17 protein-coding genes are annotated in these 17,917 nt (G+C 66.9%); 7 read left to right on the top strand and 10 right to left on the bottom strand.

Going from position 1 to position 17,917, the window contains the following annotated elements:
* Window positions 1–8: 8 nt before the first annotated feature.
* Window positions 9–1,634 carry an ABC-F family ATP-binding cassette domain-containing protein gene (locus ACYQR9_RS08475; RefSeq protein ID WP_207410250.1) on the bottom strand — a complete coding sequence of 542 codons (1,626 nt, stop codon included), beginning with the start codon at window positions 1,632–1,634 and terminating at the stop codon, window positions 9–11.
* Window positions 1,635–1,771: 137 nt separating this feature from the next.
* Entirely contained in the window at window positions 1,772–2,971 is a 1,200-nt protein-coding gene (locus ACYQR9_RS08470) for a patatin-like phospholipase family protein (RefSeq protein ID WP_419951049.1), read from the bottom strand.
* 400 nt (window positions 2,972–3,371) lie between these two features.
* On the opposite strand from ACYQR9_RS08470, the gene ACYQR9_RS08465 reads away from it, so the two are divergent.
* Entirely contained in the window at window positions 3,372–4,493 is a 1,122-nt protein-coding gene (locus ACYQR9_RS08465) for a histidine kinase dimerization/phosphoacceptor domain -containing protein (protein ID WP_207410248.1), read from the top strand.
* A complete protein-coding gene (locus ACYQR9_RS08460) occupies window positions 4,490–4,930 on the top strand; it encodes a response regulator (protein ID WP_056432039.1) in 441 nt (146 codons plus the stop codon). Before ACYQR9_RS08465 ends, ACYQR9_RS08460 begins: the two co-directional genes overlap by 4 nt.
* A gap of 10 nt (window positions 4,931–4,940) precedes the next feature.
* Here ACYQR9_RS08460 and ACYQR9_RS08455 read toward each other — a convergent pair whose 3' ends face one another.
* Window positions 4,941–8,744, bottom strand: coding sequence for an EAL domain-containing protein (locus ACYQR9_RS08455; RefSeq protein ID WP_461229321.1), 3,804 nt, complete (start codon window positions 8,742–8,744; stop codon window positions 4,941–4,943).
* 336 nt (window positions 8,745–9,080) lie between these two features.
* Here ACYQR9_RS08455 and ACYQR9_RS08450 point away from each other — a divergent pair, with 336 nt between their 5' ends.
* Together ACYQR9_RS08450 and ACYQR9_RS08445 are read left to right on the top strand one after the other, a co-directional pair.
* Window positions 9,081–9,809, top strand: coding sequence for a pyrimidine 5'-nucleotidase (locus tag ACYQR9_RS08450; RefSeq protein WP_207410245.1), 729 nt, complete (start codon window positions 9,081–9,083; stop codon window positions 9,807–9,809).
* A complete protein-coding gene (locus tag ACYQR9_RS08445) occupies window positions 9,806–10,225 on the top strand; it encodes a metallopeptidase family protein (protein ID WP_461229320.1) in 420 nt (139 codons plus the stop codon). The genes ACYQR9_RS08450 and ACYQR9_RS08445 overlap by 4 nt, the downstream gene beginning before the upstream one ends.
* Before the next feature lie 29 nt (window positions 10,226–10,254).
* Here ACYQR9_RS08445 and ACYQR9_RS08440 read toward each other — a convergent pair whose 3' ends face one another.
* From ACYQR9_RS08440 to ACYQR9_RS08420, 5 genes are all read right to left on the bottom strand, one after another.
* The gene (locus tag ACYQR9_RS08440; RefSeq protein ID WP_056432444.1) at window positions 10,255–11,529 is read right to left on the bottom strand and encodes a hypothetical protein; all 1,275 of its coding nucleotides are present in this window, start codon (window positions 11,527–11,529) and stop codon (window positions 10,255–10,257) included.
* Window positions 11,530–11,655: 126 nt separating this feature from the next.
* Window positions 11,656–12,174, bottom strand: a complete 519-nt coding sequence (locus ACYQR9_RS08435) for a DUF2937 family protein (RefSeq protein ID WP_461229319.1) — start codon at window positions 12,172–12,174, stop codon at window positions 11,656–11,658.
* 61 nt (window positions 12,175–12,235) lie between these two features.
* Window positions 12,236–12,502 (bottom strand): hypothetical protein, encoded by a 267-nt coding sequence (locus ACYQR9_RS08430; RefSeq protein WP_461229318.1) that lies wholly within the window; start codon window positions 12,500–12,502, stop codon window positions 12,236–12,238.
* A 4-nt stretch (window positions 12,503–12,506) separates the two neighbouring features.
* The gene (locus ACYQR9_RS08425) at window positions 12,507–13,514 is read right to left on the bottom strand and encodes a WD40 repeat domain-containing protein (protein WP_056432020.1); all 1,008 of its coding nucleotides are present in this window, start codon (window positions 13,512–13,514) and stop codon (window positions 12,507–12,509) included.
* A gap of 13 nt (window positions 13,515–13,527) precedes the next feature.
* Window positions 13,528–14,199 carry a YoaK family protein gene (locus ACYQR9_RS08420; RefSeq protein ID WP_056432017.1) on the bottom strand — a complete coding sequence of 224 codons (672 nt, stop codon included), beginning with the start codon at window positions 14,197–14,199 and terminating at the stop codon, window positions 13,528–13,530.
* 226 nt (window positions 14,200–14,425) lie between these two features.
* Between ACYQR9_RS08420 and ACYQR9_RS08415 the strand changes: the two genes are divergently transcribed.
* The 3 genes from ACYQR9_RS08415 (at window position 14,426) to ACYQR9_RS08405 (ending at window position 16,555) form a co-directional block, all read left to right on the top strand.
* Complete coding sequence (locus tag ACYQR9_RS08415; RefSeq protein ID WP_056432015.1) at window positions 14,426–14,854, top strand: response regulator; 429 nt, start codon at window positions 14,426–14,428, stop codon at window positions 14,852–14,854.
* A gap of 37 nt (window positions 14,855–14,891) precedes the next feature.
* Window positions 14,892–15,275 (top strand): photosystem reaction center subunit H, encoded by a 384-nt coding sequence (locus ACYQR9_RS08410; RefSeq protein WP_419951054.1) that lies wholly within the window; start codon window positions 14,892–14,894, stop codon window positions 15,273–15,275.
* A gap of 200 nt (window positions 15,276–15,475) precedes the next feature.
* On the top strand, window positions 15,476–16,555 hold the full coding sequence (locus tag ACYQR9_RS08405; protein ID WP_056432441.1) for an ROK family protein: 1,080 nt from the start codon (window positions 15,476–15,478) through the stop codon (window positions 16,553–16,555).
* 63 nt (window positions 16,556–16,618) lie between these two features.
* On the opposite strand, the gene ACYQR9_RS08400 is transcribed toward ACYQR9_RS08405, so the two are convergent.
* Entirely contained in the window at window positions 16,619–17,287 is a 669-nt protein-coding gene (locus ACYQR9_RS08400) for a DUF2939 domain-containing protein (protein WP_461229317.1), read from the bottom strand.
* On the bottom strand, window positions 17,284–17,862 hold the full coding sequence (locus tag ACYQR9_RS08395; protein ID WP_461229316.1) for an RNA pyrophosphohydrolase: 579 nt from the start codon (window positions 17,860–17,862) through the stop codon (window positions 17,284–17,286). The genes ACYQR9_RS08400 and ACYQR9_RS08395 overlap by 4 nt, the downstream gene beginning before the upstream one ends.
* Window positions 17,863–17,917: the final 55 nt, after the last annotated feature.

The raw sequence follows: 17,917 nt of genomic DNA, 5'->3' as shown, positions 1-17,917 counted from the left end.
ATCTATCCTCACGCCGCCTTGCGCTTGTTCTTCTTCTCCCGACCCTGGCCGGGCGCGGTCTTGCCGGTCTTCGACCGGTCGAGGACGAAGCGGGCGTAATCGTCCATGTCGCCGGCGAAGGGCTTCACGGTCCGGTCTGCCGCGAGCCAGAGGCGGTCGGCCACCAGTTCCATCAGCGAACGGTCGTGGGTGATGAGGATGACGGCGCCGCCGTAATCGTTCAGCGCGTCGAGCAAGGCCCGGCGGCTGTCGATGTCGAGATGGTTCGTCGGCTCGTCGAGGATGAGCAGGTGGGGTGCCTGCATCGCCACGAGATTGAGCAGGAGTCTCGCCCGCTCGCCACCCGAGAGCGCGTCGACCGTGGTCTCCTGCTTGTCGAAGGCGAGGCCGAAACTGGCGAGCTTCGCGCGGCGCCCGGATTCGCTGTCGTCCGGCCGCTCGCGGCGGATGATGTCGAGGGGCGTGTCCTTCGGGTCGAGGGCTTCGATCTGGTGCTGGTGAAACCAGCCGACCTGCACCCGGCCCTCGCGCACCATGCGCCCGTCCCGCACCTTCAGGGCGCCGGCCGCCATCTTGGCGAAGGTCGACTTGCCGGCACCGTTCACCCCCAGCAATCCGATCCGGTCATCGACGTCGAGGGTCAGGTTGAGGTCGCGCAGCACCGGCTCGTCATTGCCATAGCCGATGGTGGCATCGGTGAGATGCATCAGCGGCGGCGCCAGCGGACGCTTCGGCGAAGGCAGGTGGAACGGGGCCACATGCTCCTCGATGGTGGTGGAGATCGGCTCCATCTTGGCGAGACGCTTCATGCGCGACTGGGCCTGCGCCGCCTTGGAGGCCGACGCCTTGAACCGGTCGACGAAGCTCTGCAAATGAGCGCGCTCGGCGTCCTGCTTCATCTTGGTCGAGGCCTGCAGCCGTGCCTTCTCGGCCCGGCGCTTCTCGAAATCGTCGTAACCGCCGGTATAGAGTTCGAGCTTGCCGTTGGCGACGTGAAGGATCGCGTCCACCGAGTTGTTCAGAAGCTCGCGGTCGTGGCTGATGATGAGCGCCGAATGCGGATAGCGCTTCAGCCGCGCCTCCAGCCAGAGGGCGCCTTCCAGATCGAGGTAGTTGGTGGGCTCGTCGAGGAGCAGCATGTCCGGCTCGGCGAAGAGCGCGGCGGCCAGCGCCACGCGCATGCGCCAGCCGCCGGAGAATTCCGACATCGGCCGGGTCAGGTCCTCCACCGAGAAGCCGAGGCCGGCGAGAATTTCGCCCGCCCGGGCCGGCGCCCGGTCGGCGTCGATCTCGATCAGCCGGCCGTAGATCTCGCCCATGCGCTCGGGCTCGGCGGTTTCGAGTTCGAGGTTCAGGGCCTCGCGCTCGATATCCGCGGCCAGGATGGTGTCGATGAGGGTGACGGGGGTCGCCGGATGCTCCTGGTCGACGGAGGCGACGCGGGCATTCTTCGGCAGCAGGATCACGCCGCTATCGGGCTGGAACTCGCCGAGGATGATCTTGAACAGGGTCGATTTGCCGACACCGTTGCGGCCGACGAGCCCGACCTTCGATCCGGGCGGGACGGCCACGCTCGCGCGGTCGAAGAAGCGCCGGCCCCAGGCGCTGAAAGTGAGGTCTTCGATCTGGATCATGAATCAGCGGCCAAACGCAGGGGAGATGCGGGCCGGTGGCCACACGGGAGGATGTTCATCATCCTATCGCAGTGCAGCAACGAGCGCGAGAGCGGGCCGCGCAGGGCACCACCCCACCGGGGGATGGTGCCGGCCGGTCAGTTCCGCGCGGCGCCGGCGGCGATCGCCTTGACGAGGGGAGCGGTGGGGACGTTCTTCTGCCAGAAGCTTCCGGTCCGTCCGGTCTCGCGCCCTCTCTCGTAGAGCTGGCGCATGTAGCCGGTGTCGAAGCCCCGCGCCGTGGTCGTGTTCGGCGCGGCCTCGTCGATATAGGTGAGGTTGAAGCCCATGCCGCTGCCGCGGGTGAAGGCGTAGGTGGCCGCCAGGGTGGCGCGGCTGCGCGCCCGGCTCGCGGTGGTGAAGGAGCGCTCGACGATGGACAGCGTGTTGTTCTGCGCCACGTCGAATTCCGGCTCGAGGCGTCCGTTGATGATGACGTAGATGTCGGTCTTGCCCGCCGTCCGCAGGCGGTTGTCCCGCAGCAGGAACGATTGCGGGAGGGTGAAGACCGGCGTCACCACCGACCCGTCCACATGCATCTCCTGGAAGGCCCTGCCCTCGGCCTGCACGTCGAGGAGCTGGGGCGGGAACACGGCCGGGATGCTGGCGGAGGCCGTGAGCACATCCGTGAACAGCGAGACGGCATTGGGACCGCCATTCGCGGCGATGGCGCCCATGTTCCAGATGACGGCGCGCTGGGAATCGAGGTTCGTCGTCACCACGAGGAGGCGGCGGCCCTTGGCGTGCTGCTCCGCGATGGCGGCGAGCAGGTCGGGCGTCACGTAGCGGCGCACGAGATCGCGCAGGCGGCCATCCCCGAACAGGCCCGATCCGAACACGATGTTGGCCACGCTCGGCGATTGGACCAGGGTCGAGGCGACGCCGCTCGTATAGATGTCGGTGAGGGTGGAATCGTAGGCCGGCCCGAGGAAGGCGAAGGGCGCGATCAGCGCGCCGGTGCTGACACCGGAGACGAGGGCGAATTCGGGCCGCTTGCCGGATTCCGACCAGCCGTTGAGGATACCGGCGCCGTAGGCTCCGTCACCGCCGCCGCCCGACAGGGCGAGGTAGGCGAAGGCGCGCTTCGAGCGCTCCGGCCGCGCCACCATTTCGGTGAAGGTGCTCTCCGACGCGTCGGCATAGGCGCGCACGCTGAGATCCATGCCGGAAGGAACCGCGGCGGCGGCTTGATCGGCGGTGTAGGCCACGCGCGGGATCGATCCGCAGGCGGCCAATTGCGCGGCCATCGCGAGCGCGGCCGCGCCCTTGACCCATCCGAACCGGCGAGATGTCGACATGACGGGATGATCCTGGCGTTCGACCGGCAACGGAGCAGTCAAGCTCGACCATAACGAGCTTGACCATTCTACCGTTCCGGGGTTCGGCGGGCAATCATCGCTCCCCCGGTCGTGCCGAAACGTTGAGCACGTGATGGAACAGCAACGGTTATCCCGCCGTGTTCAGGCACACGCTCCGTAAGAAATGCATCAAAAGGGGAGAAACAGAACCAAAAGACGAAGCTTGTCGATTGAATGACGTACTCTATGTCGTTGATCTCAGCTCACAACGGCTTTGTCGCCAAACTTTCGCGCGTCATGACGGATCGATGCGGATCCTCGTGATACTGAAGGCAACCTTGTCGTGACTGACGACATTTGCTCTGGCCGCGAGACGCGCCGGTCAGCACAGGAAGGCAAAATGGAACCGGACGACGCCTGGCACCTCACCGACCGATTGGGGGCCGAGCACGGCAGGGGCGATCCTTTCGCGGCGGCCATCCGCGCGACGCGCATGGCGATGCTGATCACCGACCCTCGGCAGGATGACAATCCCATCGTCTTCGTCAACGATGCGTTTCTCAAGATGACCGGCTACAGCCGGCCCGAGATCATGGGCCAGAATTGCCGCTTCCTGCAGGGCGAGCAGACGGATCCCGGCACCGTGCGCAAGATCCGTGACGCGGTCACGGCCAAACGCGACATCGCCGTCGACATCCTCAATTATCGCAAGGACGGCACCCAGTTCTGGAACGCGCTGTATGTCAGCCCGGTGATCAACGACGACGGCGAGACGGTGTATTTCTTCGCCTCGCAGCTCGACGTCTCGGACCGGATCGACACGCTCATGCAGACGCGCAACGAAAGACTGCATTTCGAGCGCGAGGTACAGAAGCGCACGAAAGAGCTGACCGAAGCGCTGGCCGCCAAGACGATGCTGGTCCACGAGGTGGACCACCGGGTGAAGAACAACCTCCAGATGATCGCCTCGCTGCTGACCCTGCAGACGCGGACGATCACCGACCCCGATGCGAAGGCGTCGCTCAAATCCATGCTGGCCCGCGTCGAAGCCCTCGGCACGGTGCACAAGCGGCTCTACCAGTCCAACGACGTCCAGCGTTTCGACGTCGCCGCCTTCGCGCGCGAACTCGCCGTCGATCTGGTGCGTGGCTCCGGGCGGCAGGGGATCGAGCTCGATTTCGACCTCGTTCCCGTCGAGGTCGCCGTCGAACAGGCGCCGCCGGTCGCCCTCGTCATGAACGAGTTGCTCACCAACGCACTGAAACACGCGTTCCCGCGCGATGCCACAGGCCAGCTGTCGCTTTCGGTGAAGCCCGAGGGCGACATGATCCGCATCACCATCGCCGATGACGGGATCGGCATGCCGCCGGACGTGGCTCGAGACCGGACTTTCGGGAAACGCCTGATCGAGAGCCTTGTGCGCCAGCTGAATGCCGCTATCGCTTGGCATCAGGCCGAGCCCGGGACGCGGATCGAGATCCGCCTCCCCCGCGACGGGACCGGCAACAGGAACGCACCGTGAGTGAACCTCTGCGGATCGTCGTCGTCGAAGACGAAGCCCTGATCGTGATGCAGCTCGAAATGCTGCTGGAAGAAGCCGGACATGAGGTCGTGGGCACGGCGGTCTCCGCGAGCGACGCCATCGCGGTGGCCCGGCGGACGCGGCCAGACATCGTCCTCATCGACCTGCAACTCAAGGGCGGCTCGTCCGGTCTCGACGTGGCCAGGAATCTGGCCGACGAGCCCACGATGACCCTGGTCTTCCTCACCGCGAATGCCAGCCGCTTTCACGACGACTTCGCCGGTGCGGTGGCGGTGATCGCCAAGCCGTTCTCGGAAGCCGTCATCGGGGACACGATGATCTTTCTCGAGGAATGTATCCGAACCCCGCCGCCGGTCACCACCCTGCCCCTCGGCCTTCGGCTCGCGCCGGGTTATCTCGCCAGTCTCGGCGCCTGATCCCTCGGCGTCAGGCGGCCCTCTCGGCACAGGACAGCCTCGCGATGACGCCCGGCAGGTCCCGCGCCGGCACGGCCTTGCTGAAGAAGTAGCCCTGGACCTCGCCGCATCCCTCCGCCCGCACCAGATCGAGCTGGGCACGGGTCTCCACGCCTTCCGCCGTGATCGTGGTCCCGCGACGTTCGCCGAGTCCGACGATGGCGCGCACGATGGCGGCCGTGTCCGCATCGGCGATCTCGCGGATGAAGGAACGGTCGATCTTGATCTTGTCGAAGGGGAATTGCCGCAGATAGCTGAGGGACGAATAGCCCGTCCCGAAATCATCGAGAGCGATCCGGACGCCGAGGTAGCGCAGGCGGTGCAGGCAGCCGATCACCGCCTCGGTATCCTGGATCAGGACGCTTTCGGTGATTTCCAGTTCTAGCCTGTCCGCCGCGAGGCCCGAGGCCGAGAGGGCCATGATCACGCATTGTTCGAGGCCCGGCTCGCGAAACTGCATCGCCGAGACGTTGACCGCGATCCGGGCGGAATGGGTCCATGAGGCGGCTTCCCGGCAGGCCTCGCGCAGGGCCCAGTTTCCAAGATCGATGATCAGACCCGTCTCTTCGGCGATCTCGATGAAGGTGGCGGGCGGGATCATCCCACGGGTGGGATGCGGCCAGCGCATCAGCGCTTCGACGCCGCTCACCGTGTCCGTCTCGAGATCGACCACGGGCTGGTAATGCAGAATGAGGTCGCCGCGCAGCACGGCCTGGCGAAGATCGACCTCGAGCTGAAGCCGCTCCTCGATCGCCGCGTCCATGCCGGCTTCATAGACGCGGAACGTGTTCCGACCGCCGGCCTTGGCGCGATAGAGCGCGAGATCGGCATGCCGCAGGAGAGGGTCGGCCTCGAGCCCGTCGGCCGGCGCGTGGGCGATGCCGATGCTGATCCCGATATTAGCGAGTTGACCGTCCAGCTTGATCGGCTGGGCAATGGAATCGATCACCTTGCGGGCGATCTCGGTGGCCTGGTCACTCCGGTCCAGATCGACCAGGACGATGCCGAATTCGTCGCCTCCGAGGCGGGAGACCAAGTCGCCGGGCTTCACCACGTCGGTCAGACGCTCGGCGACGACCTTCAGGAGGGTATCGCCCGCCAGATGCCCGAGCGTGTCGTTGATCGCCTTGAACCGGTCGAGGTCGAGACAGAGCACCGCCGTCGCGCAGCCGCCGTTCCGAACCGTCGCGAGTACCTGTTTCAAACGATCGTGAAACACCGATCTGTTGGGCAGGCCCGTCAGGGCGTCGTGGCGGGCGAGATGGGCGATCCGCTGGTCGGCCTCCTTGCGCGCCGTGATATCGATATAGGTCCCCACGAAACGGATCGGGGCACCGTCGGCGGCGCGGGTGACGACCTTGCCGCGGGCGAGGAGCCAGCTATGGCCGCCGACCTTGTTGCGAACCCGGACCTCGATTTCAAAAGCCGGTAGGCGACCTTCGAAATGAGCGGTCGCAGCGACGTGGCAAGCTGCCATGTCGTCCGGGTGGATCAGGGACTGGACGTAGCTGAAGGACCGACCGAATTCACCGGGCTCGTAGCCGAGCATGCTCTGGGAGCGGTCGGAGAACCAGACCGCGCCGGTCTGGAGATCGGCGTCCCACAACCCGTCCCTGCCGCTGTCGAGGGCGAGAGCGAGCCGTTCCTCGCTCACGCGCAGGCGGGCATCGCTGGCCCGGAACGCTTCCTCGGTCTCCTTGCGGGCCGTAATGTCGAGATTCATGCCGACGAAGCGGCAGACCTCGCCCGTCCGCGGATCGAGGACGGCGCGGCCGAACCCCTGGAACCAGCGGCATTCACCGGTCGACGGGTGGAGGGCGCGGAACTCCACCCTGTGATTTGTGCGCGTGGCGATGGCCCGGCGGGCCTCGTTCCGAACCCGGATCACGTCCTCGTCCGGTACGTTGCGCTCCCACTCCTCCATGGTCATCGAAAGGCCGGCGGCCGGATCGGCCTCGTCGAGGGGCAATCCCTGCATCCGCGCGCTTTCCTGGGATTGCCAGACCCGACCCGTGACCAGGTCCCACTCCCAGACCCCTGCCTCCGCCGCGTCCTGCGCCAGACGTAGCAGGTCGCCCGTCCGCTCCAGGGCGATCCTGGCGGTGATGATGTCGTCGATATCGAGGGCCGTGGCGAGCCATCCGGGCGCACCGTCGAGGAGGCGGATCGGACGTTTGCTGACCTTGTGCCAGCGATAGACGCCGTCGGCGCGGCGGATGCGGATCTCGAAATCGTAGTCCTGCCACGCTTTGTGACGGTCGCACACATCGCCATAGACGCGATCGCGATCGTCGGGGTGGTAGGATTCGACACGCTCCAGCAGCGAAACGAGGGGCCGTCCGTAATAGCGGTCGCAATGGCGGTTGCAGTAGGTGGTGTCGTCCCGATCGTTCGTGATCCAGACCATCTGAGGCAGGAAATCGGCGAGCAGGCGGTAGGACGCCTCGCTCTCGCGCAATGAGCGTTCGGCCATCTGGCGGGCGGTGACGTCGGCGAAGGTGTAGACGGTGCTGCCGTCGGCCAGCGGCACACCGCAGAGTTCGAGGAGGGTCTCGTCCCGCTGCTGATGCTCGCCGGTGGCGCCCGCTTCGCCGCGTTCGCGTCTCGCGTCGCGGACGCCTCTGTCCAGAACTGCGGGAAGCGTCCCGTCCCGCTCGGCGATGAAGTGGCGGACATCGTCGAACGGCGCGCCGTCGTGGAGCATTCCCGGCGGCAGGTCGAGCAGCAGGTTCAGCCGCTCGTTATGAACCCGGACCCGGTCATCCATGTCGACCATGACGAGGCCCTCGTCGATGCTTTCCAGGGTGATGCGCAGAAGGTTCGTCGTTTCGCGCAAATGCTGGTCGGATCGGGCCAGTTCGGTGACGTCGAGGCAGATTCCGGAAATGGCACGGATGGCTCCGGTCGGGTCGCGCTCGACGATTCCCCGTTCGGTGACGACCCTGCATTCCCCGCCCGGGCGGATGATGCACGACCGGTGCTCGTAATCGTCGCGCGCGAAGGCGCCCACCCCCGCCACGGCTTCGTCGAGATGCCAGCGCACACGCTCCCTGTCCTCCGGATGGTAGAAGGCCAGATGCTCCTCGAGGGGAATCCAGGCAGGGTCGACGGGCGCGCGACCGTGGATCCGCGCCATTCCCTCGGACCATTCGACCCGGCCTTCGGGGATGTGGATACGCCAATGTCCGAACCCTGCGATCTCCTCGGCCATGCGCTGGGAGTCCAAGGCGGCCCGGAGAAGCGCTTCACGGCGCGTGAGGATGGATGTCACGCGCTGGCGCTCGCACAGCTCGGCCTCGCGCTCCACATTGGCATCATGGAGACGCAGATGCCCGGTGACGATGAGGGCGAGGTCCCGCAACTGGAGCAGCTGCTCCTCGGTGAAATCCGGACGCGGCACGGTATCGATCAGGCAGAGCGTACCGGCCCGGTGCCCGGGACGATGCGCCAGAGGCATGCCGGCATAGAACCGGGCCTGGAACTCCCCCTTCGCCAGGGGATGATCGGCAAAACGAGGATCGGCGAGGAGATCGCGGATCACGACCGGTCTGTCGGCCTTGCCGGCGATGTGGTGTGAAGTGACCGCATCGTCTCGATCCTGCTCGGCCTCCCCGGTCCCCGGTCCGGCCTTCAGGGGGAGAAAGTCGGTATCGGCGAGGGGAACGAGGACGATCGGAACACGAAATAGAGCGGCCGCAATACGGCACACGGCGTCGAGATGAAACTCGGGGTCACGGTCGATCCATGATGTGGAATCCGGTCCGACAGCGTCCACACCTTCTTCATCGCCTCGGTCCTGTGCCTGATCTTGCACGTCGCGCCATCCCGGGAAGCAATCCGAAGCTACCCATCCTGCCCGTGACCGTGATCGACCATGCATGACGGAGGCTTTCAGAGGCATGTTACGCAAATCAACGTTGCAACATTCCTACCGTTTCCTTCGCTCCGCATTCGTTATTCGGCCAATTCAGGCGCGACATGCAACTCGGCCATCCCGCTGCCGCACGTGCCGAATGGCAGCGCTTCCTTTCGCAAGGCACAATTTCATCGTAACCAGGGACGATCGTCGTCGGTCACCACCGTCCCCCGTCTCGAACCCCGTTCAGCCCCATTGTTCCTTCCCGGTGAAAGCCATCTCTCCAGCGCGGGCTCCCGCGGCTTCTCGACCATCGACACCTGGGTGTTCGATCTCGACAACACGCTCTATCCGAGCGACGCGCGAGTCTGGCCGCAGGTCGACGAGCGGATCACGCTCTACGTCATGCAGCTCTACGGGCTCGACGGGATCTCGGCGCGGGCGCTGCAGAAGCATTTCTACCATCGCTACGGCACCACGCTGAAAGCCCTGATGGTGGAGGAGAAGGTCGACCCCTACCATTTCCTCGATTTCGCCCACGACATCGACCATTCGACGATCCGCCTCGACGCGGCCTTGGGCGACGCCATCGAGCAATTGCCGGGCCGCAAGCTGATCCTCACCAACGGCTCCCGGCGCCATGCCGAGAACGTGGCGGCGAAGCTCGGCATCCTCGACCATTTCGAGGACGTGTTCGACATCGCCGCAGCCGATTTCATCCCGAAGCCCGAGCGCTCCACCTATGAGCGGTTCCTCGACCGGCACGGGGTCGATCCGCACCGGTCGGCTTTGTTCGAGGACATCGCCCGCAACCTCGTCGTGCCGCACGATCTCGGGATGGCGACGGTCCTCGTCGTTCCCCGCACCATCGATCCGTTCCGCGAGGCGTTCGAGCAGGAGGCGGTGAAGGAGCCACATATCGACCACATCACCAACGATCTCGCCGCCTTCCTGAACGAGCGGGTCCTCCCGGCGATCCGATGAGCGAAGCCGTTCAGGACTGGTCAGAGGTCAGGTCGCCCTCCCTCGACGATGTGGAGATCCTGGCGCGGGACGCCCTCGTTCGCCTGCCCGCGACGTTCCTCGCCCTTTGCGATGGCGTGACGGTCCATGTCGAGGATTTCCCCGACGACGAGACCCTGAGCGAGATGCAGTGCGAGAGCGAATTCGACCTGCTCGGCCTGTTCCGGGGAATCGGCCTCGCCCAGAGCGGCGAGACGGTGACCGGGCAGATGCACAACCGGGTCTGGCTCTACCGCAGGCCGCTGCTCGATTACTGGGCCGAGCACGAGGAGACCCTCGGTCACCTCGTCACCCATGTCCTCGTCCACGAGATCGGGCACCATATGGGCCTGTCCGACGACGACATGGCCGCCATCGAGGCGGCGGCGGAAGGCTGAGGCCCGGATGTTGCGGCCGCCCGCTCCGGTCAATCGTCGTTAGCGGGGCGCGGGCTCGCGGCGCGCGGCCTGAGCAGGCTGGCCTTGGGACGACGCGTGCGGAACTGCCCGCGCTCCACGGCGATGAAGACCAGCACCGTGATCGTCAGCGTCGTGATCCACCAGATCGCCGTCAGGCCGACGCCGATACAGGCGATGGTGAAGGCGCTGGCGAAGATGGCCATCGCACCCGGTGCGATGGCGCCGGGCGCGGCGGCGGTGGCCGAGCGCCCGCTATGCCGGATCGCCGCGTGGAGGGCGAAGGCGGCGGCGAAGGCGCCCACGATCCCGAGTTCGTACCAGAGTTCGAACAGCATCGTCGTCGGGGCATTGCTCGGAAGCAGGTTCACGAACCGGCCGCGCGAGGCGGTCTCGAACCCGTGCCCGGTCACGAGGCGGACCGGCTCGGTGGTCACGACCTTCTGCCACGCCTTGATGGTCAGGACGCCGGGGGCCGTCGGACCGAAGGCAACGATCCCGATGGGCCGGGCGATGAACGGCAGGAAAGGCGCGCTCACCAGCAGGCCACCGCAGATCAGGGCCACGGCCCGCACGCCGACGAGCGGACGGTAGGTGGTGAGCAGAAACGCCACCGCGCCGACGGCGAGGGCCAGGATCTGCGTGACATTGGAGGAGAACGAGAGGGCGACCGCCACGAGGATGGCCGTGCCGAGGGCTTCGAGGTCGCGCCCGCGTGAGCGCAGCCACGCCACGGAGGGCCAGACCAGCAGAGCGAGGAGCGTGAGGCCGCGATCCACCGAGCTCTGATCTTCGGGCATGTTGCGCAGGAGCGTATCCCCGAACAGGCCGAACAGGATGGAGACGATGGATGCGGCGATGACGCCCAGCGGCAGCAGATAGAGATTGGCCGAGCGCATCCGGTCCGGCAGCGCGAGATAGGCGGCCAGGGTCATCAGGATGGTGGCGATGACATTGAGCAGGCGCTCCGTCGCCGGGCCGAGGAACGGCGTCCAGACGAGGGACAGGGCCGACCATAGGATGACCAGCCCACCGGCGAGGAACGTCGGGGATGTCAGCATCCGCGTCGCCGTCAGCCGCAGCGGCCGCTGTTTCCCGTCGATGGCGCTGGCGATGACGATGAGTGCGATGGCGATGGGTGCCAGGATCACCGTGGCGCGGCGGGCCACCTGCGCGGCCACGGGAAGCAGCACGAACAGGCCGAAGAAGCCGACCCGCCGCAGCAGGGCCGCGGCGTCGAGGGCCGGGTCGATCGGGGGTCGTGACGTGGTCGCGCGGGGAGGCATGGTGCGATTGCAGCCGTTCAACGGCGCCACGAGTCCATCCGTGCGCTACCGGTCGAGTCGTAGTCCACGGCGCGGACATTCGCTGTAGATGCCATGCAACACACGCGCTTCCTCCGCCGCGTGTATTCAGGCGGCCCTGGGTTGTCGCCGCGCCGGACTGAGCCGCCGTCCGACATCCGTGAGCACGCGCCAGCCCGCCCAGGTCGCCAGAAATCCGAGGAGGCCGGCGATGATCCCGTCGGCGCTCGCCGGAACGGCGGGCACGTAATCCTGGTAGGTGGCGCGGGCCAGGGACATGTCCGGGTCGCGCAGCAGCGCCGCGAAGCGTCCCAGGGGCCCGCTTGCCTCCGTCAGGGCCCGCTTCTGCGCATCGAGATGCGCGAGGCGCTCGATATCCGCGCGGGCGGCTTCGCCGCGGCGGGCCACCAGGGTGTCGCCGTTGCCGCGCAGGCGGTCGACGGCGCCCTGCCGGTCGGTCCCGCTCGCCGCCGCGTCGGCGTCGAGCGCGGCGAGGGAGCGCCGTAACTCGTCGAGGGTACCACCGAGCCGCTGCGCGTATTGCTGGGCGAATTCCGGCCCCTGCGCGGCGACGATGCCGCCGAGGAGGCCGAGGGCGAGGCCGAGGGTCCGGATCACACGAAGCACGATTCATCCCTCATGACGTCGTTCAGACAAAAGGCCGAGCCGCGCGGCGGTTCCCGGACGATCAGAGCACACCCGCCAGGGCGGTCTCGACCTCGGCGCGCGTCACCTCGGCCAGGGGCTTCTCCACCTTCGCGGCCTGGGTCTTCCGCCCCGCCCGCATGACGAGGATGATGGTCTCCAGACCAGGACAGGAGGGGTCCGGGCAGAGGATCTCGTTCACCTTCACCACGCTCTCCGGCTCGACGAGGGCGCGGACCCACGATTCGACGTTGCGCCGGGCGGTATCGTCGGGCGGGTCACGCCGACGGCCGAAGCCGAGAAGTGCCATCGCCTCAACCCGGCAGCGTCAGGATGCCGGCCATGCCGTCCGCGCAGCCGAAAGCGAGCCGGCCGCCGCGCCCGTCCCAGATTAAAGCCGAGATCGCCCCGCCCTTGGTGGCGGGCCGGACCAGGAGTTCGGAGGCATCGGCGAAGCGCACGAGCATGACGCAGCCATCCTCGTAGCCGATGGCCAGGACGAGGGCCTTGGGGTGGAACGCGACCCGCGTCACCCGGGCCGGGCGGATCCCGCATTCGCGCGGCGCCTTGCCGGTGGGGCCCTCCTTCGAGTCGAACGGCCAGATGATGGCCGCCTCCGCTCCGCTGGTGGCGAGCCAGTTGCCGTCCCCGGACCAGCTCACCGAGCGGACCTTGCCGGGATAGCCCGACATCCGCATGTGGCCGCGATCGGGCTGGAGACGCCAGCCGTGGAGCGAGTTCTCCTGCATCGTGGTCACGACGAAGCGGCCGTCGGGCGACCAGGTCACGTCGATATGGGAGCCCTTCCATTCCACGAAATCGGGTGTGGTTTCGAGGTTCGGGTACCAGAGCGTCGCGCCGTTGTAATGCGCCACGGCGAGGCGGTAGCCTTTGGGCGCGAAGGCGAGGCCGCGTGCGGTGGACGGCGCCGCGAAGATCTTCTCGCGGCCCTTGGCATCGCGGGCGACGACGTTGCGACCGGCCGCGTAGGCGATCGCCCCGTCGGGATGTAGCGCCAGGGCGTCGATCCAGGCGCCACCCTTGGCGACGGCGACTTGCGTCATGTCACCGTCCGCCGCCGTGGCCACGATGCGGCCATCGTCGCCGCCCGTCACGATCCGGCGGCCATCGCCGGACGCCACGAGGATGCCGGCCTCGGGATGGGCCTCGACGCGCCGGGTCGTCTCTGGGCCGACCAGCAGCACGGCCCCGTCACCCAGCGCCAGCGCCAGCACATCCTTCAGCCAGACCGCTCCCGTGACATGGGCGCCGGCCTCCAGCGGGACGACATGATCGAAGAGTGTCGGAGCGCTCACGCTCATCGGTGAAAACCTCTCAGGTCGCGGATGCGGCGTCCGGCGCCGATCTCACGACGGTCATGACCGTCGCGACCAGGGCGAGACAACCGGCGATACCGGCGGGAATGGCGAGGGCATACAACGCGAAGCGGCCATAGGCGACCGTTCCGGCCAGCGAACCGCAGAGCAGCGAGAGCCAGACGAGCCCGTCACCGACCCAGCCGAAGCGCGGGCCGCGCCCCGCCAGGGCGGTGGCGAGTTTCTGCCCGGTGCTGAACAGCGCCCCGGTGACGAAGGTGGTGCCGGCCCGGAACCCCTGGACATGGGCGAGGACGGCATTCTGCGCGCCCATGGCGAGGGCGAGAAGCAGCGAGGCGTGGCCGGGACCGGGATCCTCCACCGCCGTCAGATAGGCGCCGGACACGAGGACGGTCTCGAAGCCGAGGAGGACCGGCGTGCTCCACCGCGCCGGGGTCAACGCCGAGAGCCCGCCGCCGCACAGGGCGCCGAGGACGAAGGCAGCGATCAGGAGACCCGGCAGGATCGCCAGAAACGGCGTGTCGCGCCCCAGCGCCACGGCGAACTGGGTCGTGTTGCCGCTCATGAACGACGTGTAGAAGCCGCCGAGCCGGATGAACCCGAGCGCGTCCACGTAGCCGGCCAGGGCCGTGAGGATGAGGCCGAAGCCCAGATGCCAGGAACGGCTCATGACAGGGACCGGCTCATTTCCGAGACCGGCTCATGGCAGCGCGCGCCTGCCCGGTGCCCCGTTCCGTCCCGGGACGACCGGTACCGGTCCGGTAGGGTTAAGGCATTGCTTACCAAGTCCGCGCAATTCGAATGAACGGGATCGAACATCGAAGCCGTGAGCCCCGTTGGTGTGACGATCCGGCGTCGGAATGGTCATTCCAAGCCGGGTGAGTTGGAGTTGCGTCATGATCCCTGTCGCTTACGCTGCCTTTGCGGTGCCGAACTTCGCCTCCGTGCGCGGAGCCGAAACCGTCCTCGTGGTGGAGGATGAAGCCATGGTGTGCGAACTGGCCGTCGAGGCCCTTATCGACGAAGGCTATCGCGTTCTGAGTGCCGCCGATGCCGAAGAGGCCGAGGACATCCTGGCGCGTGAACGCATCGACCTGCTCTTCACCGATATCGATTTGGCCCGCAACACAAACGGCCTCACCCTGGCCCGTCATGCGCGGCGCCTGCGCCCGAACCTTCCGGTCATCTACACCTCGGGTGGTCGCGGAAGCCTGTCGCAGGCGGATGCGGTAGCGGAATCAATCTTCGTGCCGAAACCCTATCGGCCGAGCCAACTCATTGCCCTCGCCAACGGCCTGCTGCGCCGTTTCCCCCATTACGCCTGAGCGCCCCCGCGCCCGACCATCCGGAGCCCCATTCCCCATGCGCACCCTTCTAGCCACCGCCCTCGTCCTCTTCGGCACGACGCTCAGCGCCTACACGACGGGGAACGCGAAGGCCGCGTGCGACGTGAAGGGAGCGAAGCTGGAAGAGGCCATCGCGGGCAAGACTGAGCTCCGCGAGACGGCCAACAAACAGGCCGTGCGCGACCTGCGCACCCTGCGCGACGCCGCGATCATCCTGGAAACGTACAAGTACGAGAGCGAATGCGATCGTCTCGTCACGATCATCAAGGCGCTGGCCGCCAATCCCGAGAAGGCGATCGAGCAGAGCGGCGATACGGACGAGGAGAAGGCGGAGGACCTGATGGAGGCCCGCCAGCCAAAGGCGCCGGCCGGTGAGGCCGCGCCCGCTAAGCCCAAATGACCGCCCACCCTCGTAAGGGCCGTTCCCGCAGGTAGAACCTCTGTGCCAGGGCCCGCGAGGGAACGGACCTGCGACAAGAATGCTTGCATCGCTGGTCATTCCGCTTCGATGCGGCGGACCAGCGGTGGCCGGGTCTCCATGAGGGCGATCTCGAGCCCCCGCACGTTTCCTTCGTCTTTGGTCAAAAGGATCGATCGAGCATGGGCACCGATACGGCAACGCGCGGATCGAGCATCTCTCACGCGTCGAACGATCTGCCCTCGGTCGTCCTCGACGATTACAATATCGAACTGAAGAACGGAGAGGGTTTCGTCGGCGATCGCGTGTCGAAGGCGGCGTTCCGGGATCTCATCGAGGATTGGCGGGAAAAGCTGCGCAAGCTCGGCCCCGATCCGCTGGGGGCGAAAGCGAGCCGAGATTTCAGCAAGCGGCGTCTCGACGATCTGCTGATCGACGGCCCTCCGCTCGCCGCCGGAGTGGTCTTCGGCGCGGTCGAGGAATTCGCGCAGGAGCTCGCCACCGTGGTGCGGCGCTTCCTCCGCCAGAAGGGGTGGCGCGACACGCAGAGCATCGTCGTGGGTGGAGGTTTCAGCGACAGTCTCGCGGGACGTCTGGCAATCGACCGGGCGAGCGTGATCCTCCGGGCCGGCGGCCTCAACCTGAAGCTCGAACCGATCCGCCATCATCCCGACGAGGCGGGGCTGATCGGAGCCGTGCACCTCGCGCCATCCTGGATCTTCTCGGGCTACGACAGCCTCCTGGCCGTCGATATCGGCGGGAGCAACATCAGGGCCGGAGTCGTCTCCACGAACCTGAAGAAGGCCTCCGACCTGTCACGCGCCGAAATCTGGCGCTCGGAGCTCTGGCGTCACCGCGACGAGGATCCGGCTCCCAGCCGTGACGAGGCGGTGGACCGGCTGATCGCAATGCTGAACGACCTCATCTCACGGGCGGAGCGGTCGCGCCTGAAGCTCGCGCCGTTCATCGGCGTAGGGTGCCCCGGCGTCATCGCCGCCGACGGGACCATCGAACGCGGCGGTCAGAACCTTCCCGGAAATTGGGAGAGCAGCCGCTTCAACCTTACCGAGCGGCTCGTCGAGGCGATCCCCACCATCGGCGATCATGACACCATGGTGCTCATGCATAACGACGCCGTGGTGCAGGGCCTGTCGGCCATGTCGGACATGACCGACGTCGCACGGTGGGGCGTCCTCACCATCGGCACCGGCCTCGGCAATGCCCGCTTCACCAACCGCCGGCTTCCCGACACGGTGCATTGAGAAGAGACGGACCGTCCGGCCCCGATCAAAGATCGAAGGATGCCCCAGGGAGAAAGCGATGCCCTAGGGAGAAGAAGCTGGCGCGGCATCTTGGTCGGGCCGGTTCCGGGCACGGGCGACCTTGCTGGCGATGCGGTTCCGCAGCTCGCTCGGTAGTTCGATCTCGACCAGCCGCCACGACCATCCACGCAGGCGAAGGCGCAGGCGGAACCGCTGCGCCCGTGGCGCTTCGGGGGGTACGGCGATGACGAGGGCACGAAACCCCCGCATGTCGGAGGCGAAGTAGTACGGGACCAGCCGGAAGATCGTCTCGATCTTCAACCCGGCGGCGCTGCTTGCGTGCTCGGCCTTCAACCACGCCCCATCCCCACCGAGGGGGCCGAGATCGAGGGATTGAGGAATGCCGTCATCGAGAAGGTCGATGACCGACTGTGCCGTGACCAGGGATTCAGTCAAGGGTTCGGCGAGGGCCGCAGCGGCCTCGATCAGTCTCTGCTTGTCCGGGGAGAGTGGGACCTCGGCACCGGCCTCGCCGCGCGGCTGAGCGGCCGCTGCCGAAACCTGCCGGATAATGGATTGGCGCAGGGTGCGGAAATTGACGTGCCGCTCGACATAGCCGACGTCCCGCGCCTGCACGGCCCGGGCGAGGTCGTAGAGCATCCAGAACGGCGTCAGCGTATAGACGAACCACGCCAGAACCAGGGAAACCGGGATCCACCACAATCGCGTCATTGCGACGGAGCGGCCCTCTGTGCCTGTTCGCTCCAACCGGCATGGCCCGCGAATTCCGCGATCACGGCCTCGTAGACCGGGCGTTTGAACGGCACGATGAGATCGGGCAGCCCGGCCATGGGCTCCCAGCGCCAGGCATCGAATTCCGATTTGTGGAGACCGCCGCCATGTGAAATCACGTCGATCTCGGTCTCCGGCCCAACGAGACCGAAGGCGAACCACTTCTGCGTCTGTCCGCGATAACGGCCCTTCCAGGCCTGTTTCAGCACGGCCGGCGGCAGGTCGTAGGCGAGCCAGCCGGACGATTCTCCCAGAAGCGTGACGGAACCGGGCGAGACGTTGGTCTCCTCGTGAAGCTCACGCAGCGCAGCCGCCAGTGGGGCCTCCCCCTCGTCGATCCCTCCCTGCGGCATCTGCCAGGCGAGGTCGCCGTCGACATGTTCCGGCCCCGCCTCCTTGCGACGACGGCCGACGAAGACGCCGCCTTTCGGGGCGATCAGCATGATCCCGACGCAGGGCCGGTACGGCAGGTCGAGCGCGAGGTCGGGGGTGGAGAGGTTCATGCGCGGGACCATAGGTCAGGGGATCGATGGGCCGCAATGCGCCACGCCGTCGTTCGACGCGTCAAAG

The organism is Methylobacterium sp. CM6241, assembly GCF_054817845.1.
The sequence above is the reverse complement of the archived record's forward strand: the minus strand, read 5'-3'. Positions and strand labels throughout refer to the sequence as shown.